A 25,601-nucleotide genomic window follows, 5' to 3' on the forward strand; every position below is an offset into this window, starting at 1 on the left:
TCTCGTACAGCGTAAGACCTGTGGTCGAATCGTCATCTCGCCGCCCGCCGCGAGTGGTTGTGCATTTTCCTGAGCGTCACATCAGGAACCGAGATCGCAACACGTCTGTCCTACGGTGGGTCCATGCCTCCACGGAGACGTTCGGCCCTGCTCGCGAGGTTGGTTGTCGACGAGCCGGGTAGGCCACAGATCATTCTCGGCGAACTGCGCCGGGTGATCCTCGACGGGGCGGTGCCGCCGTGTACGGCGATACCGCTGCGCGAAGTGGCCGAATTATTCGGTGTCAGCCACATTCCCGTGCGCGAGGCGCTCAAAACGCTGATGGGGGAGGGGCTGGTCACCCACGAGCCGCACGGCGGCTACACCGTGGCCCAGCTGACCGCCGCCGAACTTCGCGAAATGTACATCGTGCGTGAGACTTTGGAGAACGCGTCGCTGGCCGCCGCGGTCGCCAACGCCAGCGACGCCGACCGCGAGGAACTACGGGAGATCAACGCGCTGCTGGAACAGGCGATCCGCGACGACGATCCGGCCGCCTACCACCGGCAGTCCCGGCATTTCCATGTGGCGCTGACCCGGCCCTCGCGCATGTTCCGGTTGCTACACATGCTGGAATCGGCGTGGAACGTGACCGAGCCGGTGCAGTCCATGGTGCATATCGGGCGCGCCGACCGGGTGCGCCTGCACACCGATCACGCGCTCATGCTCGATGCCTTCCTCGCCCGCGATATCGACCGGCTGCTGCTCATCGCCGAAGGTCACCACCGCAGGCTGGAGAAGGTGATCGCGACCCTGCCCACCGACACCGGGCTGCTGGCGCCCGCGCAAGATATATCTGTCGTGCAATAGTCGGGCAATAACGGCGCAATTGTCGGGCAATGCGGGATTCCTACCGTCGAACCATCACAGTTTCACCTTCGGATGGGAATCACCATGACCGAAACACTCGCCCCGGCCGGGTCCTCGGCCACCACACCGCGAGATGCTGGACCGGCGACGCAACCCGCAACGGCGACAAAGGATTACGACCCTCGGCTGACCAACGAGGATCTGGCCCCGCTGCGTGAGCAGAAGTGGGGCTCGTACAACATCTTCGCGTTCTGGATGTCGGACGTGCACAGCGTCGGCGGTTACGTCACCGCGGGCAGCCTGTTCGCGCTCGGACTCGCCAGCTGGCAGGTGCTCGTCTCGCTGCTGGTCGGCATCACCATCGTCTACTTCTTCTGCAACCTGGTGGCCAAGCCGAGTCAGGTGACCGGCGTTCCGTATCCGGTCATGTGCCGCAGCGCGTTCGGTGTGCTCGGCGCGAACGTCCCGGCCATCATCCGCGGTCTGATCGCGGTGGCGTGGTACGGCATCCAGACCTTCCTGGCGTCGGCGGCACTGGACGTGGTGCTGATCAAACTGTTTCCCGACCTCGCCCCGTACGCGGTGGTCGACGACTACGGCTTCCTCGGGCTGTCGCTGTTGGGCTGGGGCAGCTATCTGCTGCTGTGGGTGGTGCAGGCGTGTGTGTTCTGGCGCGGTATGGAAGCCATCAGGAAATTCATCGACTTCTGCGGTCCCGCGGTCTACGTGGTGATGTTCCTGCTCTGCGGATACCTGATCGCCAAGGCCGGTTGGAGCGCCATCGACCTCAACCTCGGCGAGGTGACCTACACCGGCTGGGACGCGCTGCCGGTGATGCTCGGCGCGATCGCGCTCGTGGTGTCCTACTTCTCCGGTCCGATGCTGAACTTCGGCGACTTCTCCCGGTACGGAAAGTCCTTCACCGCGGTCAAGCGCGGCAACCTGCTCGGACTCCCGGTCAACTTCCTGCTGTTCTCGCTGCTCGTGGTGATCACCGCGTCGCTGACGGTGCCCGTCTACGGTGAGCTGATCACCGATCCGGTCACCACGGTGGCGCGGATCGACAGCACCTTCGCGATCGTTCTCGGCGCGCTGACCTTCACCATCGCGACCATCGGCATCAATATCGTCGCCAACTTCATCTCGCCCGCCTTCGACTTCTCCAATGTCAGTCCGCAGCGGATCAGCTGGCGGGCGGGCGGCATGATCGCGGCGGCCGGGTCCGTGCTGATCACGCCCTGGAACCTGTACAACAACCCGGATGTCATCCACTACACGCTCGAGGTGCTCGGCGCGTTCATCGGCCCGCTGTTCGGCGTGCTGATCGCCGACTACTACCTGATCAAGAAGCAGCAGGTGCGGGTCGACGATCTGTTCACCATGTCGACCACCGGAAGCTACTGGTACAGCAAGGGTTACAACCCGAACGCGATCATCGCGACAGCCGTCGGCGCCGCCGTCGCGATGTTCCCGGTGCTGGCCAAGGGCGTGACCGGGATGCATACCGCCGCGCAGTACAGCTGGTTCATCGGGTGCGGGCTCGGATTCGTCGTCTACTACCTGCTGGCCGCGCGTACCGCGGCGGCGGGCAAGGTCGTTCCGGAGCCTGCCGCGGGGGAGGTTCCTGCCTGATGCGCATCCGTGTCGTCAACCCGAACACGACGCGGGCGATGACCGACACGATCGAGCAGTGTGCCGGGGCCGTCGTCGGCCCCGGCACACTGCTCGACGCGGTCACCAGCGCGATGGGACCCGCGTCGATCGAAAGCCACTACGACGAGGCCCTCAGCGTACCCGGCATCCTCGATGCCATCGCGCGCGGAGAACGTGACGGTGTCGACGGCTATGTGATCGCCTGCTTCGGCGATCCTGGCCTCGACGCCGCCCGTGAACTCGCGGCGGGACCGGTGATCGGGATCGCGGAGGCCGCCATGCGCGCGGCCTCGCACCTCGGGCGCGGTTTCAGCATCGTCACCACGCTGGATCGCACGATCGGACGGGCGGAGGATCTCGCCGAACACTATGGGATGCGCCGTTTCTGTCGCGGCATCCATGCCTGTGAGATCCCGGTGCTCGCGCTCGACACCGATCCGAACGCGCGCAAGATCGTCACCGAGGCCTGCCGGGAGGCGGTCGAGGCCGACGGCTCCGACGCGATCGTGCTGGGCTGCGCGGGCATGGCCGACCTGTGCGCGCATATACGTGCCGAGATCGGTGTCCCGGTGGTCGACGGGGTCGCCGCCGCCACCCTCACCGTGCAGTCGCTGGTCACCCTCGGTCTCAGGAAATCCGGGCGGGGGGAGTTCGCCGCGCCCCCGTCGAAAACGTATCGCGGCGTTCTCCGCCCCTTCGGTCGTCCCTGACTGTCAGGCGGCGACGGCCGAGGTCAGTTCCTCCAGGGCGAGGTCCGGATCGGCGACATCGACGACGATGCGGGTGAATTCGGTGCCTGCCAGATCGATGCGAATGGCCCGGCCGCCGAATCGGGTGTCCCAGAACTCTTTCCGGCGTCTACCCCGATAGGTGCCCGCCGCGATCACACCCGGGAAGAATGCGCCGGGCGCGCGCACCCACGGCGGGCGCAGATCGACTTCGGCGAGGGCGATCTCGGTGATGTCGGACAGGTCGACGGTCACCTGTTCGCGCAGCGAAAGGATCCGGTCCATCCCGAGTACGTTCACCGTCACCTTGTCCTGCGTGACTTCGACCTCGACCATGGTGCACCTCACTTGCCGCGGGAATTGCGTACCCCTCAACGATCCACCGCGCGCCTGGTGTGACCCTGTGGCAAACCTGTGATTTACCCAAGCTTCCGCGCGAATCGGCGCGACCGGGAACTTCCCGCCGATCCGAACCTGCGAACGGGAGGCGACACTCCGGAAGCAACTACATGTCAGTACGCTGATATGCGCATCAATGAATGTGTGATCGCATCGGGAAGTGGCAAACGCATGCGTGTCACCGAAAAACAAGGCTGGGGAGGCCGGTCAGTCGGGCGCGAGTCCGAGTGCCTTCGCGATGAATCCCGCCTTGGCGTTCGTATAGGCCTCGCGGTCATCTTCGTGTCGGTCGGCCAACCGCCGTTTGAGCTGCTCGTAGTCGTCGGCCAGCGTCCCGTCCCGTCTCAGGGCGTCGCGAAATGCGATCTGTTCGCCCCAGCGCCGGTGACCGGAGGCGACCAGGTGCAGGTGGGCGATTCGGTGCTGCCCGGTTTCGTCCGGTTTGACGAAGAAGCGACGCCACGGCCGACCGTCCAGTTCCGGCGGCACGAAGCACCAGCCGTCGACGGTGAAGCATTGCGCGGCTTCGACAACGACGACATCGAGATCGTTCACCGAGGCCATGAGATCGATGATCGGTTTGGCGGCCAACCCCGGAACCGCTGTCGACCCGACATGTTCGACACCGTCGACCAGCCACGGCGCCAGCAGTTCGATCAACCGCGCGCGCTCGACCCGCGCCCGATCGGCCCATCGAGGATCGAACGGACGCACGCTCACCCGCTCGTACGCCCACGCGGGAACGTCATCACTCATGACGCCACGATCCAGAGGATCGGGGCCGTGCGCCGAACCGGTCGAGAGTCCGCGAATCCACGGGCTCGTCTCGACCGGTTCGGCGTCGGATACGTCGGACTACCCTTCGGTCCGGTGGTACGCCTCGTCGGCGATCTCCAGCACACCCCCGAGCCAGGGGGAGTAGTTCGCGGGATCGTCACAGAGACGCATGCGCAGCGCGTCGGGCTGGACCCACGCGAAATCGGCGACCTCGGCCGGATCGGGACGCGGTCGCGCCGACCCGAGCCTTCCGATGAGGACGTGATCCCATTCGTGCTCGACCCGCCCGCTGTCGGCGTCCTCGGCCTGGTAGCGGAAGACGCCGACCTCGGTGAGGTCGGTGGTCAGGCCCAATTCCTCGGCGAGGCGGTTCGCGGCCGCGTCGGTCACCGATTCGCCCGGAGCCGGGTGGCCGCAGCAGGTATTGGCCCAGACCAGGGGGAATCGGGTCTTGACCGCGGCCCGTTGCTGCAACAGCACGCGGCCCGTGGTGTCGAAGAGCAGCACCGAGAACGCGCGGTGCAGCAGTCCCGGAGGTTGATGCGCCTGCGAGACCGGGCACGCGCCGATCGCGTGGCCCGCGTCATCGACGAGTTCGACGGGCAGGGCCTCGCGATCGGTCAGTGGTTCGGCCAGGGTCTCGGTCACCGCCCCACCTTATCGGCGACGATCAGCAGGTACTGGAAGCTACCTTCCCGGTACGCGGTGAGGAAGGGCTCCTCGATACCGGTCGCGAGCTCGGATTTCGTGCGCAGTTCCCAGTACGGAATCGTCGCCGGGGTGAGATCGACCACGGAGATCGGCGCGAGGCCGTTGCGGGCGAGCGCACGGAAGTATTCGCTGCGCGGATGGATCATGCAGCCGTAGTGCGCGTCGATCCGGCTGACCGAGGACGAACGCCCGCCGGCGACGTCGTTGGAGCAGCCGGTGATGCAGGCGTAGCGTCCCCCGCGTCTCAATAGCCGGGAGAATTCGGCGAACAGGTCGAAAAGATCCACGTACATGGTGGTTTCGTTGGTCCAGATCCCCTGCATCGCGCCGGACTCGAATCCGGTCTCGAGCATATTGCTGAAGTGGAAATTCACCTGGTCGGCGATACCGCGATGCCGCGCTTGCTCATTGGCGAAACCCACCTGGTACTCGGAGATGGTGACGCCGTCCACGCGGCAACCGAACCGCTGATGCGCCATGAAGCTGGTACCGCCGCGGCCGGAACCGCCGTCCATCAGGCGATCACCGGGCCGCACCTCCCCGAGGTGATCGAGCAGCAGGTCGGCCTGGGCCGTCTCGAGCCGATGCAGTTCCTCGACGATGCGTTCCTGCCTGGTGTCCTCGGGACCTTCCAGCACCGAGAGATCGGGGTCACCGATCCCGTAGTGATGGTGGTAGAGGCCGTCCACCTTGCCGAGTTCGGTGTTGACGCGGTCGTCGTTGGGATTGTTGTTCCAATAGTCGGCGACGGATTGCTGATAACTGGTATGCAGTACGGCAGTGGTGTCGGGGCCGAGCATGGTCATTCGCGATCATCCTCTCGTTGCGGTACTGGCTATTTCACATCCTGATAGCGCTTGCTGCCGGTATGCCACGCCCGGCTGCCGCCCATCCAGGCCCACAATCCGGCCAAAAATCTGTGCAATTCGGGCGAACCCGTCGCTGCGAGCGGGGTTGCCTCGCTCTCGAACCGGTGCATCAGTTCGTCGTGCGCGGCGGCGGTTCGCAGCACCGCCTCCCGCCGTGAGCAGTTCTCCTCGGCGGCGAGAACCGTCGGGAGATTGAATTCCCGGTGCTCCGATCGGTCCTCGCGCGCCATCGAATAGAGATCGTTCACCAGCTGACCGGCCAGCGCGGCGGTGGTGACCACCCGCCGCACCACGGGGTCGGTGTATTCCGCCGCCCCGAGTTCGTAGCCGCCGACCACATCGCACAGCGCCATACACGGAAGGAAGCTGTGCGGTTGCCGGTTGGCGAGGTACTCCCATACCGGCGGCATCCGCCCCGTCACCCGCCAGCCGGCCTCCGCGCCGAGTGCGATGAACCAGCCCGCGATCTCGGTGCGCAGCCGCGCCAGTTGGGCGGGCGAGGCGTAGCGCCCCAGATGGTCGAACGAGGTACGGAAGGCCCGCAGGACGGGGTCCGCGCGCATCGCCGCCTCCGATTCCGCGATGTAGCGCACGGGCAGGTGGACGGGATCCATGGCGGCGGCGACGAGTTCGAGCCGCGGGCCGAGTTCGGCGGCGGAGCCCTCCGCTCCTTCCTCACAGTAGTAGTCGTCGACCGACCATTCCGAGACCGCGCATTTGGCCGCCGCGAGCAACCGGTCCGGATCGTCGCAATCCGGATGGGCGAGCATGATCAGTCGGCCGAAATCCGCCTCGCGCAATTCCGCCGTCCGGCCTTCGTACAGACCGATTTCGCGGACCCAGGCGAGGAGTCCGTCGTTCACCAATTCGGCGAGTACCGGATCGTCACGTGTCGGCGGCGGGCAGTACAGCGGGGGGATGTCCCCGGCGGCGGTAGGTGCCACCCGCTGGCCGTGCCCGATCGGTTCCGATGCGCGAGGTACGCGAACGACCGTCGCGGGTGTGACGGGTCCACCGGGAGGCGGGAGGACCGACGGTGGATGAAAACCCGTCGGATCGACCCCCTGTGCCGATCCGACGGGAACTCGGGGGAATGTGCGCGGTATCGGGATAGCGGGATGATCGTCGGAATGTCCAATCGATGGTGAATCGGACCGCGCCGCCGCGGTTTCGGGCCGCCGGGGTGGGGCGGCAGCGGACGAGGCCGGCGACCGGTGGGTCGCCGTGTGACGCGGTGCGATCATCGGTGACGGGGTGGCCGAGGCGGGCAGTCGCAGTGCTGCGGTGCCCGGACCGGCGGGGCCGAGCAGTCCCGAAGCGCGTGACGGGACGGGACCGCCTTCGATGGTCTTCGAAACCGCTTCCGCCACTGCGGATATGGGCCGCGCGTCGCCGAATGGATCGGTGGGAGCGGCGGTATCGGCGAGGGACAGCAGGGCCGCGACGATCGATGCCAGATCGTTCGTTACCGGTGGCGCCGTCGCACGGGAGATGACCGACATGCTCGGCGCCCGGTCAGTCGGCCTGCCGGGCGATCTGGATGTTGTCGAGTATCCCGAGGGCGTCGGGGGTGAGCACCGCGGTCGAGTAGTAGCAGCTGACGAGGTAGGTGATGATCGACTGGTTGTCGATACCCGTGAAGCGGATGTTGAGACTGGGTTCGTACTCGTCGGGAATGCCGGTCTGGTGCAGTCCGATGACGCCCTGGTTCTTCTCGCCGGTACGCAGCGCCAGGATGCTGGTCGTGTTCGTCGGGCTGACGGGAATCTTGTTGCAGGGCAGCAGCGGAATGCCGCGCCAGGCGGGGACCTGGTGTCCGTCGACCACGGTGGGGGTGGGGTAGATGTGCGCCTTGGTGCATTCGCGGGCGAAGGCGGCGATGGCCTTGGGATGGGCCAGCAGCAGAGTGGTGTTGCGGCGCATGGAGATCAGTTCGTCGAGATCGTCGGGGGTGGGCGGTCCGGACTGGGTGTGGATGCGCTGTTTGAGGTCGCAGTTGTGCAACAGCCCGAATTCGGGATTGTTGACGAGATCGTGCTCGCGACGTTCGTAGAGCGCTTCGATGGTGAGGCGCAACTGCTGCTGGGTCTGGTTCATCGGGTCGTTGAACAGGTCGGCGACGCGGGTGTGGATGCGCAGCACCGACTGCGCCAGGCTGAGTTCGTATTCGCGCGGGTTGGTGTCGTAATCGACGTAGGTCGGTTGCAGCACCGGCTCCCCGCTGTGACCGGAGGTGATCTCGATATCGGCCTCGCCCTTGGTGTTCTGCGGCGGCTTCTCCCGGTGGTGTGCGAGGTGCTCGGCGAGCGCGGGGTGCCGGTCGAGCAAGCCGTCCAGGGCGCTGCGCGACAGCGTGAGCAGGGTGGTCTTGGTCAGGGTTTTGAGGGTGTGGGGCCAGATCGTGTCGGGATCGGTGAGGGTGGCATCGCCGTAGTAGTCGCCCGCTGCGAGAACGCGGTGTCGCGTGTGTTCGCCGTATTCGTCGGTGCCGATGGTGGCGATCTTCCCGTGCACGATGAGGATGAGCTGGTTCATCGGGTTGCCGAATTCGGTGACGACGGTGCCGGGCGGCAGATCGTGCTGTTCGAATCGGTCGGCGACCGCGGAGAGGGTGTCGACATCGGTGACGCCGTGCAGTGCGGGGATTTCCGTGAGTTCGAGCGGAATGACGCGGGCGCTCGGCCCGTCGATGACGAATTCCACCTCACCGTTGCCGACGGTGTGGGACAGCCGACGGTTGACGCGGTAGACGCCGCCGTTGACCTGCGTCCACGGCAGCATGCGGGTCAGCCAGCGTGAGCTGATGCCCTGCATCTGGGGTTCGGATTTGGTGGTGGTGGCGAGCTGGTGGGCGGCGGTGGTCGACAGCGACTGCCGCGCAGCGTTTTCCGTATTGACTGGCATTTCGATGGTCATGCGTGGTCCTCACCTCAGAGATGGCCGAAGAGACGTTCGCCGAGATTTTGCGAATCGATGGCTGTTCGGAATTGCGGAGGGGCACGAGCAGGTGGATACAGTCACTCGAACGAATTGACTTACACGACACTGCGTTCCAGACGAGACGATGCTAGGTCGCGGATAGTCGGCGGCGCAGTGGAATTCGCAGAATGGCCGATTCCCGATCATGCGCACGCGACACGCGGCCGATGACGCGGACACGCAGAAGATCGGGTCCTGAACCGAGATTCGCTGCCGGATGTCCACGAGATAGCTATCGTGGATTCCCATGTTCACCTGGATGTACGGGTTGCCCGTCTGGTTGGACTTCCTCATCGTCACCGCGACGGCGGTGCTGGTGGCGTGTACGGGTATCTGGTTGGCGCGCCCGCTCGTGCTCGGGCTCTTCGGCCCCGAGCCGGGGAAGAACGAGACCGTGACGATGGTGCTCACGGTCGGCGGTGTCTTCTACGGTCTGCTTCTCGGTCTCGTCGCGGCGGCCACCTACGAGAACGCGGACGTGGCACAGGGTCTCGTCGCCGACGAGGCCGCGGCGGTGGGCACACTGTATCGCGAGGTCAGCGCCTATCCGGAACCCGAACGCGCGGTGCTGCGCCAGGACCTGATCGACTACACCGACAATATGCTGCTCGTGTGCTTTCCCGCGCTGCGCCGCGGCGAGGAACCCGTGGGCGGGACGGCGTTGGTCACCCGGTTCCAGGAACATCTGCTGGCGTTCCAGCCCGAGACCGCCGCGGAGGGGATCGTGCACGCCGCGACCATCGACCAGTTCGCGCGGTTCGACCAGGAGCGGCGGCATCGGATCAACGCCGCCTCCGGTGGCATCCCCGACGTGCTGTGGGCGGTGATCCTGGTCGGCGGCGTGATCAACCTGGTGTTGCTGTGCCTGTTCAGTCTCGATCGCGGCGCGCACCTCGTCCTCGGTGGCCTGTTCGCGTTCTTCCTCGGCGCGATGATCTTCCTGATCGCGATCCTGGACTTCCCGTTCCGCAGTGAACTCAGCGTCGATCCGGAGCCGTTCGAGAGTATGTACATCAACGTGATGGGCGTGACGTGACCGATCATCCCATCGTGACGTGCATGGCGACCCTGCTGTCGGTGAACGACCGGGCGGCGTCGATCCGGTACTCGCCCGGTATCGCGGTCCAGGCGTTCGACGTCTCGTCCCAGATCTCGAAAGCCCTGGGGGGCAGCGGTATCGAGATGTCGACCGAGGTACCGGCCGCGGCCTCGACGGGTGCGAAACCCGCCAGCCAACGCCGGGGGCGCGGCACCGAATCGTCGCCGGGGGTCAGATAGATCTGCACGATCTCGCGCCCGTGGCGGTCCCCGGTGTTGCGCAGGCGGACGGTGACGGTGTTCGCGTCACCGGAGATCGAGTCGTATTCCCATGTCGTGTAACCCGTTCCGTGGCCGAACGGGTACGCGGGGGCGTTATCGCCGCGATCCCAGGCCCGGTATCCGATGAAAACCCCCTCGCTGTAGGGCAACACGCCCTCGACCGGCGTCACCTCGGTGACCGGCGCGTCGGCCAGGGTCGCCGGCCAGGTGGTCGGGAGGCGTCCGCCGGGCTCCTGGCGGCCGAGCAGCACATCGGCCAGCGCCGCTCCGGCCTCCTGCCCGGGAAACCAGCCGAGCAGGACGGCGGCGACATCGTCGCGCCACGGCATCGCGACCGGTGAACCGGCGTTGACCACGACGATCGTGCGCGGATTTACGGCGGCCACCCTGGCGACGAGTTCGTTCTGGCGACCGGGCAATTCGAGATCGGTACGGTCGAACCCCTCGGATTCGACGCGCTCGGTGGTGGCGACGACGACGATGGCCGCCTCCGCCTCGGCCGCCGCGGCGACGGCCTCGTCGATCATGTCGCCCGGATCGCGTTCCGGTTCGCTGTGCGCCAGGCCGAACACGACGACGGGCAGCGGGATCTCGGCGGATTTCACCGGCGTATAGGTGAGCGAGACCTCGACGGGTGTGCCCGCGGACAGGGCGACCCGGCCGCGCTCGACCGGCGGGGCGAAGAACCCTTCGAGTTGGTCGCCGCTGAACTCCTGGGGTCCCGCGAAGAGGACGGTGCCGTCGACGACCAGTTCGTGCTCGCCCAATCCTTTGGTGCCGAAGGCGTGTTCGCCACCCTCGCGCGGTGTGAACGTGCCCGCGATCTCGACGCTGTGCAGGGCGTCGTAGGTGACACCCTCCGGCACCTCGCCGAGCCAGGTGATGCTGCCGTTCGGCAGGGGATAGGTGCCGATGGTCTCGCCCGCCGCGTCACGGACGACCGCCCGCAGCGCGAATCCGGCCCCCGCCTCGCCCATCTCGTCGCTCGGGTCGGCGCCGACGGCGAAGGTGACGGTGGTATCGGGCAGCGCCGCAGTGAGGCCGTCCAGCGGTGAGACGACCTGTTCGGGATAGACGGTCGCCGAACCGCCGCCGAGGATGCGCGCGTCGATCGCCGCCCTCCCGAGAACCGCGACATGCCGCAAGCCTGCCGCGTCCAGTGGCAGCGCGGGACGGCCGTCGAGTTCGGTATTGCGCACCAGAACGACACCGCGGCAGGCGATCTCGCGGGCCAGCGCGCGTCCGTCGATCGGTGCGGGCAATCGGTCGGCGGGGACGGCGGGCGGCACCGCCGCCAACGCGCCGACCCGGGCGGCCAGTCGCAGGACTCTCCGGACCGCGTCGTCGACGTCGGCCTCGTCGACCCGGCCCGCCCGGACCGCGTCGGCCAGTGGGGCGCCGTAGACGGTGACCGGCCCCGGCATCGCGATATCGAGTCCGCCACGCAGCGCGCCCTCGGTGCTGCGCGCCGCGAGCCAGTCGGAGACGACGCAGCCGTCGAATCCCCACTCACCGCGCAGCACCCCGCCGACGAGTTCGCGGTGTTCGGTCATGGTGGTGCCGTTGACGCTGTTGTAGGCGGCCATGATCGCCCATGGCCGGGCGTCGCGGACGATGGCCTCGAACGGGGCCAGGTAGAGCTCGCGCAACGGGCGCGCCGCGACGGCGTTGTCCACGGTGAACCGGTCGGTCTCGGCGTCGTTGGCGACGAAATGTTTGACGGTCGCCGCGACGCCCCCTTCTTGTACGCCGCGCACAAAGCCGGTGCCGATGACGCCGGTCAGGTACGGGTCCTCGGAGTAGCACTCGAAATGGCGTCCGCCCAGCGGCGAGCGATGCAGGTTGACGGTGGGGGCGAGCAGTACGTCGACGCCTTTGCGCCGGGCTTCCTGGGCGAGCAGCCGCCCGGCCCGCTCGGCCAGGTCGGGGTCCCAGGTCGCGGCGAGCGCGGTCGGCGACGGCAGGGCGATCGACGGGTCGTCACCGGCCCAGCGCACGCCGCGCACGCCGACCGGGCCGTCCGACATGACGATCGATCGCAGACCTACCTGCGGTAACGCGGGCAGCGACCACACGTCGCGGCCCGCGAGGAGCGAGGTCTTGGCGTCGAGATCGAGCTGTTCGACGGCGGCATCGATGGCCGCGTCGTGATCGATATCCGACCTGATCATGCTGTCGGTCGCCTTTCGTCGTTCGTCCGGCCGAGGGGGACGGCTCGGGGGCACGGGCCACCGCGGAACGTGCGATCGCGGCGCGGCGTGGCCATGAGGAGCCTGCCACGCGTACCTAGTGATCGGTAGGTAAAGTTATCAGTTCGTTATCTCGAGTTCGGTTCGGCTCGCGGAAGCACGGTGCGTGTTTGTCCGCCGCGTACATTGACGCCCATCGGCCCGAGCCGCGATTCTCGTTGCGTCTGCCTATCACCAGGTCGGCGAAACCGCACCGCAGAGGATCATTCATGCGCTTCAGCCCTGCCCGTACTCGTCTGCGCCGAGCCGCGAGAGCCGCCCTCGTCGGCATCGCCGCGACCGCCTTCGTCGGCGCGGTGCTCACCCCGGCGACCGCCCGCCCCGGAACCGACGTCTACGTGGCGCTCGGCGATTCGTACGCGGCGGCTTCGGGGGTGCCCAACCAGACCGCGGGTCTGTGCACCCGCTCGGATCAGAACTACCCGAGCGTCGTCGCGGCCACCCTGCGGCCGACGACGGTGCGCGACGTGACCTGTGGCGCGGCGGTCATCAAGGACCTGACCGAGCCGCAGAAGAGTCTGATCACCGGCAGCGCGATCAACGCACCGCAACTCGACGCGCTCAGCGCGGACACCACCCTGGTCACGCTCACCATCGGCGGCAACGATCTCGGCTTCGTCGATATCGTCACCCGCTGCGCCGCCGTCTTCGCCAATGATCCGAAGGGCGCGCCCTGCGCCGCCGCCTTCGGATCGGAACTGACCGAGCGCACCGCGCGGATCGCCCCGCGCATCGGCGAAACCCTGCGTGCCGTCGCACAGCGGTCACCCAAGGCGAAGGTCCTGCTCGTCGGCTACCCGGCGACCCTGCCGGAGGAGGACACCGGCTGCGGCACCGATCAGCTCATCGCCGTCGGTGACATCGCCTTCGTCCGTTCGACGATGCGCGAATTCGCCGTCATGCTCGCCGCGCAGGCCGCGGCCAACGGCGCGACCTACGTCGACACCTATCCCACCACCATCGGCCACGACATGTGCAAGCCGCCCGCCGACCGCTGGGTGGAGGGGCTCATCCCGTTCCAGCCCGCCGTGCCGGTGCATCCGAACGCGCACGGCGAGCGGGCGATGGCGGGAGCCGTACTCGCCGCGCTCGGACTCTGAGCTAGCGACTCGCCTGCTCGGTCGTGCCGAGCAGGTCGAGGAACGCCCGGAAGGCGGCGGTCATGTCGACCGCCTCCGGGTCGAGCAACCACTGGATCTGCAAGCCGTCGAGCACGGCGATGAGCAGTGGCGCCGCCTGGTCCGGGGTGAGTCCGCCCGGCAGGCGCTCGCCGAATTCGGCGGCCAGAATCTCGGCGAACACCGCCCGCGCGTTGCTGTAGCGCTGCCGGAAGAACTCCTGCGCCGGATGGTCGGCCCCGGTGACGCTCTCCCCGACCAGCGCGGTGAAGGTCTGCACGAGACCGCGCCTGGACGCGTTGTAATCCACCAGTTGCTCGAGGTGGCGCAGCCGCCAGTCACCGCGCCGCTGCGTCGGAACGGCGGCGGTATCCCAACGATCGCGCGCCTCCAATACCGCGACCAGCAGTAACTCCTTGCTGGGGAAGTAGTGCAGCAGTCCGGGCTGGGTCAGCCCGACACGCTCGGCGACCGCGGCCAGCGACGCGCCCCGATACCCGCGCTCGGCGATCACGTCCATCGCCGCGCGCAGGATCGCTTCCCGACGTTCCTCGGCCTGAGCGGCCCGGCCGCCCCGCTGTCGCGCAGTCACAGCTGGAGCCTATCGGTGCACGGATCCGGTCACAGCCGACCCATAATGGACAGACGATGTGGAAAGCTCGTGTAATGGCTAGGCCAGGAGCGATCGTGAAGTTGAGTGCGAAGGATTTGGTGAGCTCGGTTCAGCGGCTGATGTCGACCGCGCAGAACGGGCTGGAGGTGATCCGCTTCGGCGGATTGACCACCGATGTGGAGTCGTCCCCCTTCGAGGTGGTCGAGCGCAGACGCATGTACCGGCTGCGCCACTATTTCCCCGACGACGCCACCCCAGGCCGTCCGGTCGCGCTGCTTGTGCCCCCGCTCATGGTCAACGCCGACATCTGGGATGTGAACGCCGAGGACGGCGCGGTCGGCATCCTGAATCGAGGCGGCATCGATTGCTGGGTCGTCGATTTCGGCTCGCCCGCGACCGAGGAGGGCGGCTGGAAACGCGATCTCGCCGATCACGTGCTCGCGGTGAACAGCGCCGTCGACACCGTCAGCGAGGCCACCGGCGCGCCGGTGCATCTGATGGGGTACTCCCAGGGCGGCATGTTCGCCTATCAGACCGCGGCGTACCGATACGGCAAGAGCGTGGCAAGCATCGTGACCTTCGGCAGTCCCGTCGACATCGTCGCGGGCATGCCGTTCGGACTGCCGTACGGGCTGGTCTCCGATGTCGCGGATTTCGTCGCCGATCACGTCGTGACCAGACTGCCCATCACCGATTCGATGGTCCGTTTCGGCTTCCAGATGCTGGATCCGGTCAAGACCGCGAAATCCCGGATCGATTTCCTGCGCCAGCTGCACGACCGGGAAGCGTTGCTGCCCAAGGAACGTCAGCGTCGATTCCTCAACAACGACGGCTGGGTCGGCTACGCGGGGCCCGCCGCCGCCGATCTGCTCAAGCAGTTCGTGGTGCACAACCGTCTGATGTCGGGCGGTTTCGTGATCCGTGACCACCCGGTGTCGCTGGCGGAGCTGAAATGCCCGATCCTGGCCTTCCTCGGCGAGGTGGACGATATCGGTCAGCCCGCGGCGGTGCGCGGCATCCTGCGCGCCGCGCCGAACGCCGAAGTGTACGAAGCCGGTTTGGTGGCAGGACATTTCGGTCTGGTGGCGGGTAGCACGGCGACCAACCGCACTTGGCCGCTGGTGCGGCAGTGGATCGACTGGATGGACAACGACACGCCGCTGCCGCCCGAGATCTCGCGCATGACCGAACATGTCGAGACCAACGCGCCGCGTTCGGCGGCGACGCGGGTGCTGCACAACGCCGCGGCGCTGGTCGAAGCCGGGGCGGGCATGGGCAAGGCGCTGGAGAATATCGCGGCCAGTACCGTGCGCGGTTCGGTCGAACTGGCGGGCGAGGCCGCGCGAGCGCTGCCCCGGCTGACGCGACTCGGCATGATCCAGCCGAACACCCGGATCTCGTTGGGCCGCTTGATCGCCGAGCAGGCCCGCCGTGCCCCGCTGCGCGAATGCTTCCTTTTCGACGATCGGGTGCACACCAACGCCGCCGTCGACGCCCGCATCGACAATGTGGTGCGCGGACTGATCTCGGTCGGCATCCGGCCCGCCGAACGCGTGGCCGTGGTGATGGAGACCAGGCCGAGCGCGCTGGCCACGGTGGCGGCGCTCTCGCGCCTCGGCGCGGTGGCCGTCCTGCTCGCGCCGGGCAGCGAACTGGTCGGCGCGATGGAGCGCACCGGTGTCAGGACGGTCGTCACCGACCCCGAGAACGTGTGCCAGTCCGTCGAGACCGGGCGGCGGGTGCTCGTACTCGGCGGCGGCAGCGCGCGCACCCTCGATATCCCGTCGTGCGCGAATGTCGTCGATCTCGAACAGATCGATCCGAGTGAGGTGCGGCTACCGGCCTGGTACAGCCCGGACCCCGGACTGGCCCGCGAATTGGCTTTCGTCCTCGTCACCGGAACCGGTGACCGGCTGGAGCTGAAGTACATCACCAACCACCGGTGGGCGCTGTCGGCCTTCGGTACCGCGACCTCCGCCGACCTGGATCGCAGCGATACCGTCTACTGCCTCGCGCCGTTGCACCATTCCTCGGGTCTGCTGGTCAGCCTCGGCGGCGCCATCGCGGGCGGCAGTCGGATCGCGCTGGCCCGCTCGCTGGTTCCGGAGCGTTTCGCCGAGGAGGTGCACCGCTACGGCGTCACCGTCGTCACCTACACCTGGACGATGCTGCGGGAAATCCTCGACGCCGAGGTGTTCCCCGCGGGTCACGCGCATCCGATCCGATTGTTCATCGGTTCTGGCATGCCCGCCGGACTGTGGCGGCGCACGACCGAGAAATTCGCCCCGGCGCGGGTGCTGGAGTTCTACGCCTCCATCGAGGGAGATGTGGTGCTGGCCAACGTGACCGGCGCCAAGGCCGGATGCAAGGGCAGGCCGGTACCGGGTACCGCCAGGGTCGAACTGGTCGCCTACGACCCGATCGCCGAACGTATTCTCACCGACGAATCCGGATTCGCCCGCCGCTGCGCCGACAACGAGGTGGGCCTGCTGCTCGGCAAGGCTTCGGAGGGGTTGGACATCTCCGACGGCGGCCTGCGCGGGGTTTTCGTCGCGGGTGATTCCTGGATGCCGACCGAGAACCTGTTCCGTCGTGACGGCGACGGCGACTACTGGCTGATCGACCGCACCGACACCGTGATCAAGACCGCGCGCGGTCCGGTCTACACCCAGCCGATCGTCGACGCGCTCAACGATGTCACCGCCGTCGATCTGGAGGTCGCCTACGGGCTGGCGTCCAGCGAGGGCACGATCGCGGTGGCGGCGCTGAGCGTGCGCGCGGGCCATCGGCTGTCGCCGGGCGACGTCACCGAGGCGGTTCGCGCGCTCGAACCCGGTCGGCGTCCCGATCTGGTCCACGTCGTCGAGGAGATCCCGCGCAGTTCCACCTACCGTCCGTCGACCCGTGCCGTACAGGCGGCGGGCCGCCCGCGAGCGGGACAGGACACCTGGCGGTACGACCGGTCGAGCGAGACCTACGAAATCCTCACCGAGGACGCGGCACGAACACTGTTCGGCGACTGACGTTATCGAAACGTGTTGTCGAACAAGGGGTTCACCTGGGCGTGAATTTTCCACCGTGTGCCGAACCGATTCAGCACGTAGCATCCGAGGGTGTGAGCTCGAGCGTCATCTACCGTAATCGGACAACCTACGAACTACTGATGCGGGGACTCTACGGTCGCCATTACGGAGCTCGGTACCGGGCCATCGCGGAACTCGTTCCGGACGGAGCGTCCGTGGTGGACGTCTGCTGTGGGCCCGCGACGCTGTACAGCCACTACCTGCGTGACAAGGGTGTCGACTACACCGGCCTGGATCTGAACGAGGGTTTCATCGCCCGGCTCAACGAGACGGGCGGCACCGGGCGGGTGTGGAATATGCATTCCGACGACGCACTGCCCGCGGCCGACTACGTGGTCATGCAGGCGAGCCTCTACCACTTCCTGCCCGATCCGGCCCCCGTCGTCGACCGTATGCTCGGCGCGGCGCGCAAACAGGTGATCGTCGCGGAGCCGGTCCGCAATATGGCCACCAGTGACAATCGGGTCCTCGCCGCGGCCGCGCGCCGCTTCACCGACGCGGGTGACGGCGCGCAGGAACACCGGTTCGTCGAGTCGAGCCTGGACGGATTCTTCCTGGCCTACGAGTCGCGCGTGGCGGAGCGGACGCTGATCGCAGGCGGTCGCGAGAAGCTCTACGTGCTGACGGCCTAGCGCTTTAGACCGTGAAGGCGGTGACCGCGTCGACCACGCGGTCCACCTGCTCGTCGCTCAGCGCGGGCCACAGCGGCAGCCGGACGACCGTGCCCGAGAATTCCGCGCTGTTCGCGCAGGGCACGGGTGTACGGCCGAGTTTCAGTCCCGCCGGACTCGAATCGAGCGGCACATAGTGGAACGGCGCCGAGATCCCGCGCGCGCCCAGATGCGCGATCAGGTCGTCACGACGCTGCTCGGTGGGTGTGCGCAGGTAGAACAGGTGCGCGGTGTGCTCGCGATCGGCCGGAACCCACATCAACCTGACGTCGTTGCGCGCGGCCCATTCCGGCAGCGCGGCCGCGTAGGCGTCCCACACCCGGTGCCGTCCGGCCTGGATGGTGTCGAATTCGTCGAGCTGGGCGTCCAGGACGGCGGCGTTCAGTTCGCTCGGCAGATAGCTCGAGCCGATGTCCTGCCAGGAGTACTTGTCCACCGCGCCGCGCAGGAAGCGGGCCCGGTCGGTGCCCTTCTCCCGGATGATCTCCGCGCGTGCCATCAGGATCTCGTCGGTGAGCAGCAGCGCGCCGCCCTCACCGCAGTGCACGTTCTTGGTGTCGTGGAAGCTCAGCGAGCCCATCGTGCCGATGGTGCCCAGTCGCCTGCCGCGCCACGCGCCGCCGAGTCCGTGCGCGTTGTCCTCGATGATCGCGAAACCGTGTGTGCTCGCCAGTTCGAGCAGCCCGGCCATATCGGCGCCCACACCGCCGTAGTGGATGACGACGACGGCCTTGGTCCGCTCGGTGATCACCGCGGCGACCGCTTCGGGGGAGAGGTTGCCGGTGGCGAGATCGATATCGGCGAAGACGCAGGTCGCCCCGCGCAGAGCCATGGAGGTCGCGGTGGAGGTGAACGCGAAACTCGGCACGATCACTTCGTCGTCGGGCCCGAGTTCGAGCAGCAGTCCGGCCATTTCCAGCGCGGACGTGCACGAGGTGGTCAGCAGCGCGTGCGGCGCCCCGGTGATGGTCTTGAGCTTGGCCGTGGCAGCGGCCGTGAACTGCCCGTCACCGTGACTGTGGTCGGAGGCGAGTACGGCCTCCAGATTCGCGAGTTCCCGGCGGGCCCGGAACGGTCGGCTGAAGATGACGCGATCAGTGCTCAACCCGGTCGGTCCCCCTGCTGGCGGCGGTGTTCGACAGTTCCCGCGCTCCCGCGGTGTCCGTGGATTCCGGCATGGATACGGAGGCTACCGGTTCGGTCGCGCGCACCGGTCGCGGCGTCGGCGTCTCGACGGTCAGGTAGAGCGGTTTGCCGACGAGGATATGCAGTGCGACCCCGAGATACTCGGCGATCAGACCGAGGGAGAACAGCACCGCGCCCGAACACAGCAGCAGCACGACGATGGTCGACGCCCAGCCTTCGGGAGCCCAGTCGTCGGCGGTCAGCGCTTCGAACACCACCACCCCGGCCATGACCACACCGCCGAGCGCCAGGGTCACCCCGAGCATGCTGACCAGGCGCAGGCCGCGGGTGCCGCTGCACAGCACCATCTTCCAGAACAGGGAGAACAGCCGTCGGTAGTTGTAGCCGGATTCCTCGCGGCCCTCGGCGCGCAGTGCCACCGGAACCTGCGCGACCCTGCCGACCACCCAGGTCAGCGCGACGTCGAGGTAGACGCCGTTGGAGGCGACCTCGGCCAGTTGACGGCCGATATCGCCGCGGATCAGGCGGTAACTCTCGAACCGGGTGGAATCGGGGAAGGCGAACACCGTGGCCAGCACCAGTTTGGCGCCGCGCGAGGTGAGGTTGCGCAGGAATCCGTGCGGCCGGGTATTGCTCGGCTTCGAGTACACCAGATCGGCGCGTTCGGACAGCGCCGCGTCCAGGAATGTGCCGATGAACGCCGGGTCGTGCTGGCCGTCCTCGTCCATGGTGACGATCCAGTCGCCCGCGGCGACCGTCATCCCGGCGATGGTGGCGGCGTCCTGGCCGAAATTGCGACTGAGCCAGACCGTGCGCACGAACTTGTGGCTCTGTTCCAGCTCCTGCAACACCACGTCGGAGCGGTCGGGGCCGTTGTCGTGTACCAGGATGATCTCGTCGACGACGAACGGCGTGCCCGCCGGTGTCAGGCCGGGTTCGGTCAGCCGATGCAGTTCGGCGACCAGTTGGCCGATCGTGTCCTCGCCGCGATAGACCGGGACGACGACCGAAACCGTATGCGGCCGGTCGGTGCCGGGACGACCGCTCGACGCCGGTTCGGCGGAGCGGTGCGGGCGTGTGGGGGGAATCGGCATCAGCTGGATCGACTTTCGATGACGGTGCGTGCCGGAATTCTCCGCGCAACAGCGGAGCCCGAGCCGCCGTGAACTCTAGCACGGCCGTTGCCGCGTGATCCGGGCCTGATCATCACACCATCATGGTGGCGTCCAGGGGCGATGCCAAGCTGTGCCGCCCCCTGTAGGGTTTGGAACTCGTGACCGATAGTGCAGTAACGAAGGCGGCGCACGAACGACCCGACCGGGTCGACGGGGATGCCGCCTCCGGCCCCGATCCGATTGTCGTGGAACGTGATTCGCGCCGCGACGTGCTGCGGTGGGGCTTCGTCACCACCTTCGGCGTGATCGCGGGATATCTCGCGGTGCTCCTGGCCAACGCCAGGCATTACTTCACCGACGACACCGAATCCCAGTACACGTCGCTGTGGGTCGGGCTCGGCCGTTCGCTGCGCGACGGGAACTTCCCACTCATGGTGCCCGAGCAGTGGATGGCCGGTAACAACACCATGGACGACGCCGGGTTGTTCAACCCGCCGCAGCTGCTGATCGATCTGATCGCGCCGTCGGTGGACAACGTGGCGCTGTACGCGACCGTGGTCAAACTGATCTTCGCGATCATCGCCGCGCTCGGCGTCTACCGGATCGGACTCGCCTACGGCGGCAGACCGGCCTGGTCCGCGGTCGCGGGTATCGCGTTTCCGCTGTCGGGTTTCTTCCTGTTCTTCGACCAGGCCAGCTGGATGACCGCGCTGACCGGCACCGCGTGGCTCGTCCACGCGTGGGCCTCGGCGGTGCGCTACACCCGCGGCACCTCCGGCCCGATCCCGGTCTTCGTCTTCCTCTACCTGACGATTTCGACGCAGTACATCTTCCCCGCCGTCGAGGCCGCGCTGATGCTGCTCGCCGTCGCCGTCGGCGAACTGATCTACCAGCGCAGATGGCAGCCGGTGCTGCGCCTGACACTCGCCTCGGGCTGTGCCGGACTCGCGGGCCTGCTCACCTTCCTGCCCAGCATGCTCTCGGCGAAGGTGACCTGGCGCGGCACCGCGCAGATCATCAACGACCAGTTCCTGACCGTGCCGTGGTCGGAATCGCTCAACGCGAGCCTGCCCAGTTCACTGCCCGCCTTCACCTCGTGGTGGGGCTACGTGCAGCCGATGCCGGTCACCTATATCGCGTGGTTCCTGATCCCGGCCCTCGCCTTCGTCGACTGGGAACGGGCGCGCGGGGCGTGGCGCGAGCTGAGCGCGGTCGGGCTGTTCGCCATCATGATGCTGATGTGGACCGCGGGCCCGGGATCGGTGGGTCCGCTGCGCTGGCCGGTTCGCGTGCTGCCGATGCTCGCCATCGGTCTGCTGGTACTGGTCTGCGTGCTGCTCGGACGTTTCGGGACCTTCGGTCGGTCGAAGAACCGGGCGGTCGCCGCCGCGGTGCTCATCGGTCTGCTGTGGGTGCGGACGTTCTCGGCGGATCCGCACGATTGGCTGTGGCATCTGCTCGCCGCCGCGGTGGTCGCCGCCCTCGGCGTAGGGGTCGTCCTGCTCGGCAGGACCAGAGGTGTCGCCGCGGCCTGCGCGCTGACCATCGTCGCGATGTTCCCGATCGCCTACGTCCAGGTGCACGCCGCCCAGCCGACGCCGATGGCGTGGAACCTGCCGGTGAAACGCTCCGACGCGAAGGCGGCGTTCCCGGATTTCACGGGCAACACCATCCAGTTGGCCGATCGCGGTCTGATCGGACCGGCCGACAAGAGTGTGGAGGGCGCCTACGGCTCCCTGGTCTTCGGCAATTACGCCAAGGGTCTGGAGTTGAGTTATGTCAACGGCTACACCCCGACCGGACATTTCTATTTCGGTGAACTGCTGTGCATGCGCTGGGACGGCAGCGTCTGCCCCGACGCCTACCGCCGGATGTTCGCCCCCGAGGCGAGCACCGGGAAACCGCTGGTCGACCTGATGAAACTGGATCGGGTCGTGGTGCAGCGCGCGCTGTTCCCCGACGCCGCGGCCCAGCCGGCGCCGGAGGGCTGGAAGTGGGTGGACTATCCCGGCCACGAGAAGTACATCGCGGTCCTCGAACGTCAGGACGGCCCGATCTCGACGGTGAACGGTCGCGTATCGGATGCCGACAAGGTCACCGCGACTTCCCTCTCGGAAACCGACGCCACCAGCCGGGTGCGGGTGTCCTCCCCCGAGGGCGGCAGGGTGGTCTTCGCGCGCCTGGGCTGGCCGGGTTACCGGGCGACCCTCAACGGTTCCCCGATCGGATTCACCACGGTCGCCAAGTCGTTCGTCGCCGTGAACATTCCCGCCGGAACCCAGAACGCCGAACTGGAACTCACCTGGCGTCCGCCCGGCTGGAAGATCGGCATCGCGACGATGGTCGCTGGCCTGGCCGGTATCGGTCTGCTCCAGTGGCTGTACGTACGTTCGCGTCGTCGTGACACGCCCGCCGCCTCGGATCCGTCACCGCGCGAGCCGGAACGCGAACTGGCCGACGCGGTCTCCTGATCCGGGCGTCCCGGATCGAGAAACCGGGCGGACTCGGTGGACCCGCCCGGTACCGCCGGACTCGTTCACCGAGTCCGGAATGAGGACCGGACCCGGCACTGTATGGTCTGGGACTCGTGGTGGAAAGCAACGCCCCCGCACGGCGGGACGCATACACGTGGGGTCTGGTGACCGCGCTCGGTGTGATCGCGGGATACGTTGCCGTCCTTTTCGCCAACTCCCGGCATTTCTATACCGATGACACCGAATCGCAGTACGCGCCACTGTGGGTGATGCTCGGCCGGAGTCTGCGCGACGGGCATTTCCCCACGATGGTTCCCGAGCACTGGATGGCGGGCAACTACACCATCGAGGAAGCGGGACTGCTGAATCCACCGCAGCTGCTGATCGACCTGATCGCGCCGTCGGTGGACAACGTCGCGCTCTACGCCACGGTCGTCAAATTGGTCTTCGCGATCATCCTCGGACTCGGCGTCTACCGGGTGTGCAAGGAATACGGGGCGGCGCTGCCGTGGGCCGCGGTCGCCGGTGTGGCGATGCCGTTCACCGGCTGGCTGTTGTTCTTCGACGAAGCCAGTTGGTACACCGCGCTCACCGGCACCGCGTGGCTCGTGCAGGCGTGGGCGTCGGCGGTGCGCTACGCGCGCGGCCGCACCGGTCCGATACCGGTTTTCGTGTTCCTGTACCTCGCCATCTCGGTGCAATACATCTTCCCCGCGGTCGAAGCGGGCCTGATGATTCTCGCCGTCGTCGTCGGGGAGTTCGTCTACCAACGCGCGTGGCGGCCGTCGCTGCGGGTGCTCGCGGTCTCGGCGTGCGCGGCCATGGCCGGACTCGCGACCTACCTGCCGAGCATGCTCTCGGCGAAGGTGACCTGGCGCGGCACCGCCCAGATCAACAACGACCAGTTCCTCACCGTGCCCTGGTCGGAATCGCTCAACGCGAGCCTGCCGAGCACCCTGCCCGCCTACAACTCCTGGTGGGGCTATGTGCAGCCGATGCCGGTCACCTATATCGCGTGGTTCCTGATCCCCGCTCTGGCCTTCGTCGACTGGCGAAAGGCGCGGGAGAACTGGCGCGAGTTCGGCGCGATCGGACTCTTCGCGCTGATGGCGTTGATGTGGACCGCGGGGCCGGGCGCGATCGGTCCGCTGCGCTGGCCCGCGCGGGTGCTGCCGATGGTGGCGCTCGGACTGCTGCTGCTGGTCTGCGTCCTGCTCGGGCGCTACGCGACGGTCCGCGATCCGCGTCAGCGGGTGATCGCGGCAGCGGTCCTGATCGGAGTGCTCTGGGTGCGGACGTTCTCGGCCGCCCCGGACGAGGTCGTATGGCATGTGCTGTCGGTGCTCGGCATCGCCGCGCTCGGCGCGGTGGTGGTATGGCTCGGCCGGACCAGGGGCATCGCCACGGCCTGTGCGCTGATCATCGTCTCGATCTTCCCCGTCGCCTATCTCCAGGTCCGCGCCGCGCAGCCGACGCCGATGGGGTGGAATCTGCCCGAGAAGCGTTCGGAGATGAAAGCGGCCTTCCCCGACTTCCCCGGCACTACGCTGCAATTGGCCGACCGTGCCCTGATTCCGCCCGCGGAACGGACACTGGGCGGTGCGTACGGATCGCTGGTCTTCGGCAATTACGCCAAGGACCTGGAGTTGACCTATGTGAGCGGCTATACCCCCAATGGGCACTACTGGTTCGGCGAGACACTGTGCATGCGCTGGGACACCAGCGTCTGTCCGGACGCGTATCGCAGGGCGTTCGCGATCGAGCCGACCACCGGTAGGAGCATCGTCGACCTGATGAAGGTGGATCGCGTGGTACTGCAGAAAGCGCTCTTCCCCGAGGCACGCAACCAACCCGCGCCGACCGGCTGGAGGTGGGTCGACCACCCCGGTCACGACGGATACGTCGCGGTCCTCGAACGACAGGACGGTCCGCTCTCGACCCGCGACGGACGTATCGCCGCCGCCGACGGCGTGACCGCGGTGTCGGAGTCCGAATCCGACCGGACCAGCCGCGTGCGGGTGAACTCCGATCTCGGCGGTCGGGTGGTCTTCGCCAGACTGGGCTGGCCCGGTTACCGGGCGACCCTCGACGGGAACGAGATCCCGGTGCGATTGGTCGGGAAGACCTTCGCCGCCGTGGACATCCCCGCGGGCACCCGCGACGGCGAACTCGAACTGTCCTGGCAGCCGCCCGGCTGGAAACTCGGTGCGGTCGCCGCACTGCTCGGAGTGCTCGGTATCGGTGCGCTGCAATGGCTCTCGCTGCGAGAACGCCGTCGTCGGTCCGAGGGCGTCCCCGCCGACGCGCCAGCCGCCGAATCCATCGATCTCGCGGGCGCGCCGCGATGAGCGCGGATCCGATCGGCAGCGAGACGGCGGCCCATGCGGCGGGAGTCACCGGAACCGAGGAACCGGGGCCGCTGCTGCGTCTGTTCCGCAGGCAGGAACTGGCATTCGCGGCGGTCGGCGGATTCAACACCGCGCTCGGCATCGGGCTGACGGTCCTGTGGCTGCATGTGCTCGGAGATCACGTCCAGCCCTTCGTCGCGGTCGCGCTCGCCTACGCCGTGGGCATGGTGGTGGCCTTCGGGCTGCACCGCACGCTGGTCTTCCGGGTGCACGGACACGTGATCGGCGACTTCCTGCGATTCTGCGCGGTGAACTCCGGCGGTCTGGTGTTGAACGCGGCGCTGATCCAACTCGCGGTCACGGTCATGCACTTCCCCGAAACGCCGTCGGCGGTGATCGTCATGGGTCTGGTCGCGGTCGCCAGCTTCTTCGGCCACCGCTACATCTCGTTCCACCGTCCGGCGGACGGTGGCGGACCGGATCCGGCGGCCGGGTAGGT

General features: G+C 67.5%; 20 protein-coding genes. 10 read left to right on the forward strand and 10 right to left on the reverse strand.

Going from position 1 to position 25,601, the window contains the following annotated elements; translation table 11 throughout:
• The first annotated feature begins 123 nt into the window (after nucleotides 1–123).
• The 3 genes from DAT37_RS39035 to DAT37_RS39045 all read left to right on the forward strand — a co-directional run bounded on the left by DAT37_RS39035 (nucleotide 124) and on the right by DAT37_RS39045 (nucleotide 3,212).
• A complete protein-coding gene (locus DAT37_RS39035) occupies nucleotides 124–849 on the forward strand; it encodes a GntR family transcriptional regulator (RefSeq protein ID WP_109529987.1) in 726 nt (241 codons plus the stop codon).
• An 84-nt stretch (nucleotides 850–933) separates the two neighbouring features.
• A complete protein-coding gene (locus tag DAT37_RS39040) occupies nucleotides 934–2,481 on the forward strand; it encodes an NCS1 family nucleobase:cation symporter-1 (protein WP_109530012.1) in 1,548 nt (515 codons plus the stop codon).
• Nucleotides 2,481–3,212 (forward strand): aspartate/glutamate racemase family protein, encoded by a 732-nt coding sequence (locus DAT37_RS39045; protein WP_109529988.1) that lies wholly within the window; start codon nucleotides 2,481–2,483, stop codon nucleotides 3,210–3,212. The genes DAT37_RS39040 and DAT37_RS39045 overlap by 1 nt, the downstream gene beginning before the upstream one ends.
• Nucleotides 3,213–3,215: 3 nt before the next feature.
• Here the strand turns inward: DAT37_RS39045 and DAT37_RS39050 are convergent, their stop codons facing one another.
• From DAT37_RS39050 to DAT37_RS39075, 6 genes are all read right to left on the reverse strand, one after another.
• The gene (locus tag DAT37_RS39050) at nucleotides 3,216–3,566 is read right to left on the reverse strand and encodes a hypothetical protein (RefSeq protein ID WP_109530013.1); all 351 of its coding nucleotides are present in this window, start codon (nucleotides 3,564–3,566) and stop codon (nucleotides 3,216–3,218) included.
• 270 nt (nucleotides 3,567–3,836) lie between these two features.
• Nucleotides 3,837–4,385 carry a GrpB family protein gene (locus tag DAT37_RS39055; protein WP_109529989.1) on the reverse strand — a complete coding sequence of 183 codons (549 nt, stop codon included), beginning with the start codon at nucleotides 4,383–4,385 and terminating at the stop codon, nucleotides 3,837–3,839.
• Between the two features lie 99 nt (nucleotides 4,386–4,484).
• A complete protein-coding gene (gene idi / locus DAT37_RS39060; protein WP_198654666.1) occupies nucleotides 4,485–5,054 on the reverse strand; it encodes an isopentenyl-diphosphate Delta-isomerase in 570 nt (189 codons plus the stop codon).
• The gene (locus DAT37_RS39065) at nucleotides 5,051–5,923 is read right to left on the reverse strand and encodes a geranyl diphosphate 2-C-methyltransferase (RefSeq protein ID WP_109529990.1); all 873 of its coding nucleotides are present in this window, start codon (nucleotides 5,921–5,923) and stop codon (nucleotides 5,051–5,053) included. Before DAT37_RS39065 ends, idi begins: the two co-directional genes overlap by 4 nt.
• A gap of 29 nt (nucleotides 5,924–5,952) precedes the next feature.
• Complete coding sequence (locus DAT37_RS46165; RefSeq protein WP_109529991.1) at nucleotides 5,953–7,488, reverse strand: family 2 encapsulin nanocompartment cargo protein terpene cyclase; 1,536 nt, start codon at nucleotides 7,486–7,488, stop codon at nucleotides 5,953–5,955.
• 13 nt (nucleotides 7,489–7,501) lie between these two features.
• On the reverse strand, nucleotides 7,502–8,902 hold the full coding sequence (locus DAT37_RS39075) for a family 2B encapsulin nanocompartment shell protein (RefSeq protein WP_109529992.1): 1,401 nt from the start codon (nucleotides 8,900–8,902) through the stop codon (nucleotides 7,502–7,504).
• A 310-nt stretch (nucleotides 8,903–9,212) separates the two neighbouring features.
• Between DAT37_RS39075 and DAT37_RS39080 the strand changes: the two genes are divergently transcribed.
• Nucleotides 9,213–10,001: a bestrophin-like domain gene (locus tag DAT37_RS39080; RefSeq protein ID WP_109529993.1), complete on the forward strand. Its 789-nt coding sequence runs from the start codon at nucleotides 9,213–9,215 to the stop codon at nucleotides 9,999–10,001.
• Between the two features lie 4 nt (nucleotides 10,002–10,005).
• On the opposite strand, the gene DAT37_RS39085 is transcribed toward DAT37_RS39080, so the two are convergent.
• Nucleotides 10,006–12,456 carry a glycoside hydrolase family 3 protein gene (locus DAT37_RS39085; protein ID WP_109529994.1) on the reverse strand — a complete coding sequence of 817 codons (2,451 nt, stop codon included), beginning with the start codon at nucleotides 12,454–12,456 and terminating at the stop codon, nucleotides 10,006–10,008.
• Between the two features lie 287 nt (nucleotides 12,457–12,743).
• Between DAT37_RS39085 and DAT37_RS39090 the strand changes: the two genes are divergently transcribed.
• Entirely contained in the window at nucleotides 12,744–13,634 is an 891-nt protein-coding gene (locus DAT37_RS39090) for an SGNH/GDSL hydrolase family protein (RefSeq protein WP_109529995.1), read from the forward strand.
• A gap of 1 nt (nucleotide 13,635) precedes the next feature.
• On the opposite strand, the gene DAT37_RS39095 is transcribed toward DAT37_RS39090, so the two are convergent.
• Nucleotides 13,636–14,244 carry a TetR/AcrR family transcriptional regulator gene (locus DAT37_RS39095; RefSeq protein WP_232840277.1) on the reverse strand — a complete coding sequence of 203 codons (609 nt, stop codon included), beginning with the start codon at nucleotides 14,242–14,244 and terminating at the stop codon, nucleotides 13,636–13,638.
• 74 nt (nucleotides 14,245–14,318) lie between these two features.
• Here DAT37_RS39095 and DAT37_RS39100 point away from each other — a divergent pair, with 74 nt between their 5' ends.
• A complete protein-coding gene (locus DAT37_RS39100) occupies nucleotides 14,319–17,288 on the forward strand; it encodes an AMP-binding protein (protein WP_109529996.1) in 2,970 nt (989 codons plus the stop codon).
• A 92-nt stretch (nucleotides 17,289–17,380) separates the two neighbouring features.
• Nucleotides 17,381–17,980, forward strand: coding sequence for a class I SAM-dependent methyltransferase (locus DAT37_RS39105; protein WP_109529997.1), 600 nt, complete (start codon nucleotides 17,381–17,383; stop codon nucleotides 17,978–17,980).
• Between the two features lie 4 nt (nucleotides 17,981–17,984).
• Here the strand turns inward: DAT37_RS39105 and rffA are convergent, their stop codons facing one another.
• Both rffA and DAT37_RS39115 read right to left on the reverse strand, forming a co-directional pair.
• Nucleotides 17,985–19,124 (reverse strand): dTDP-4-amino-4,6-dideoxygalactose transaminase, encoded by a 1,140-nt coding sequence (gene rffA, locus DAT37_RS39110; protein WP_109529998.1) that lies wholly within the window; start codon nucleotides 19,122–19,124, stop codon nucleotides 17,985–17,987.
• Nucleotides 19,114–20,259: a glycosyltransferase family 2 protein gene (locus DAT37_RS39115; protein ID WP_109529999.1), complete on the reverse strand. Its 1,146-nt coding sequence runs from the start codon at nucleotides 20,257–20,259 to the stop codon at nucleotides 19,114–19,116. The genes rffA and DAT37_RS39115 overlap by 11 nt, the downstream gene beginning before the upstream one ends.
• A 290-nt stretch (nucleotides 20,260–20,549) precedes the next feature.
• Here DAT37_RS39115 and DAT37_RS39120 point away from each other — a divergent pair, with 290 nt between their 5' ends.
• The 3 genes from DAT37_RS39120 (at nucleotide 20,550) to DAT37_RS39130 (ending at nucleotide 25,599) form a co-directional block, all read left to right on the forward strand.
• The gene (locus tag DAT37_RS39120) at nucleotides 20,550–22,751 is read left to right on the forward strand and encodes a hypothetical protein (RefSeq protein WP_109530016.1); all 2,202 of its coding nucleotides are present in this window, start codon (nucleotides 20,550–20,552) and stop codon (nucleotides 22,749–22,751) included.
• A gap of 116 nt (nucleotides 22,752–22,867) precedes the next feature.
• Nucleotides 22,868–25,102, forward strand: coding sequence for a hypothetical protein (locus DAT37_RS39125; RefSeq protein ID WP_198654667.1), 2,235 nt, complete (start codon nucleotides 22,868–22,870; stop codon nucleotides 25,100–25,102).
• Nucleotides 25,099–25,599 (forward strand): GtrA family protein, encoded by a 501-nt coding sequence (locus DAT37_RS39130; protein ID WP_109530001.1) that lies wholly within the window; start codon nucleotides 25,099–25,101, stop codon nucleotides 25,597–25,599. Before DAT37_RS39125 ends, DAT37_RS39130 begins: the two co-directional genes overlap by 4 nt.
• Nucleotides 25,600–25,601 lie beyond the last annotated feature (2 nt).

It is taken from the genome of Nocardia aurea, from assembly GCF_003123685.1.
Lineage (GTDB): Bacteria > Actinomycetota > Actinomycetes > Mycobacteriales > Mycobacteriaceae > Nocardia > Nocardia aurea.

Bases quoted from the DNA above. Each gene is read 5' to 3' on its own strand.
- DAT37_RS39035 (WP_109529987.1), top strand. From the start codon at position 124: ATGCCTCCACGGAGACGTTCGGCCCTGCTCGCGAGGTTGGTTGTCGAC.
- DAT37_RS39040 (WP_109530012.1), top strand. From the start codon at position 934: ATGACCGAAACACTCGCCCCGGCCGGGTCCTCGGCCACCACACCGCGA.
- DAT37_RS39045 (WP_109529988.1), top strand. From the start codon at position 2,481: ATGCGCATCCGTGTCGTCAACCCGAACACGACGCGGGCGATGACCGAC.
- DAT37_RS39050 (WP_109530013.1), bottom strand. From the start codon at position 3,566: ATGGTCGAGGTCGAAGTCACGCAGGACAAGGTGACGGTGAACGTACTC.
- DAT37_RS39055 (WP_109529989.1), bottom strand. From the start codon at position 4,385: ATGAGTGATGACGTTCCCGCGTGGGCGTACGAGCGGGTGAGCGTGCGT.
- DAT37_RS39065 (WP_109529990.1), bottom strand. From the start codon at position 5,923: ATGACCATGCTCGGCCCCGACACCACTGCCGTACTGCATACCAGTTAT.
- DAT37_RS46165 (WP_109529991.1), bottom strand. From the start codon at position 7,488: ATGTCGGTCATCTCCCGTGCGACGGCGCCACCGGTAACGAACGATCTG.
- DAT37_RS39075 (WP_109529992.1), bottom strand. From the start codon at position 8,902: ATGACCATCGAAATGCCAGTCAATACGGAAAACGCTGCGCGGCAGTCG.
- DAT37_RS39080 (WP_109529993.1), top strand. From the start codon at position 9,213: ATGTTCACCTGGATGTACGGGTTGCCCGTCTGGTTGGACTTCCTCATC.
- DAT37_RS39085 (WP_109529994.1), bottom strand. From the start codon at position 12,456: ATGATCAGGTCGGATATCGATCACGACGCGGCCATCGATGCCGCCGTC.
- DAT37_RS39090 (WP_109529995.1), top strand. From the start codon at position 12,744: ATGCGCTTCAGCCCTGCCCGTACTCGTCTGCGCCGAGCCGCGAGAGCC.
- DAT37_RS39100 (WP_109529996.1), top strand. From the start codon at position 14,319: ATGGCTAGGCCAGGAGCGATCGTGAAGTTGAGTGCGAAGGATTTGGTG.
- DAT37_RS39115 (WP_109529999.1), bottom strand. From the start codon at position 20,259: ATGCCGATTCCCCCCACACGCCCGCACCGCTCCGCCGAACCGGCGTCG.
- DAT37_RS39130 (WP_109530001.1), top strand. From the start codon at position 25,099: ATGAGCGCGGATCCGATCGGCAGCGAGACGGCGGCCCATGCGGCGGGA.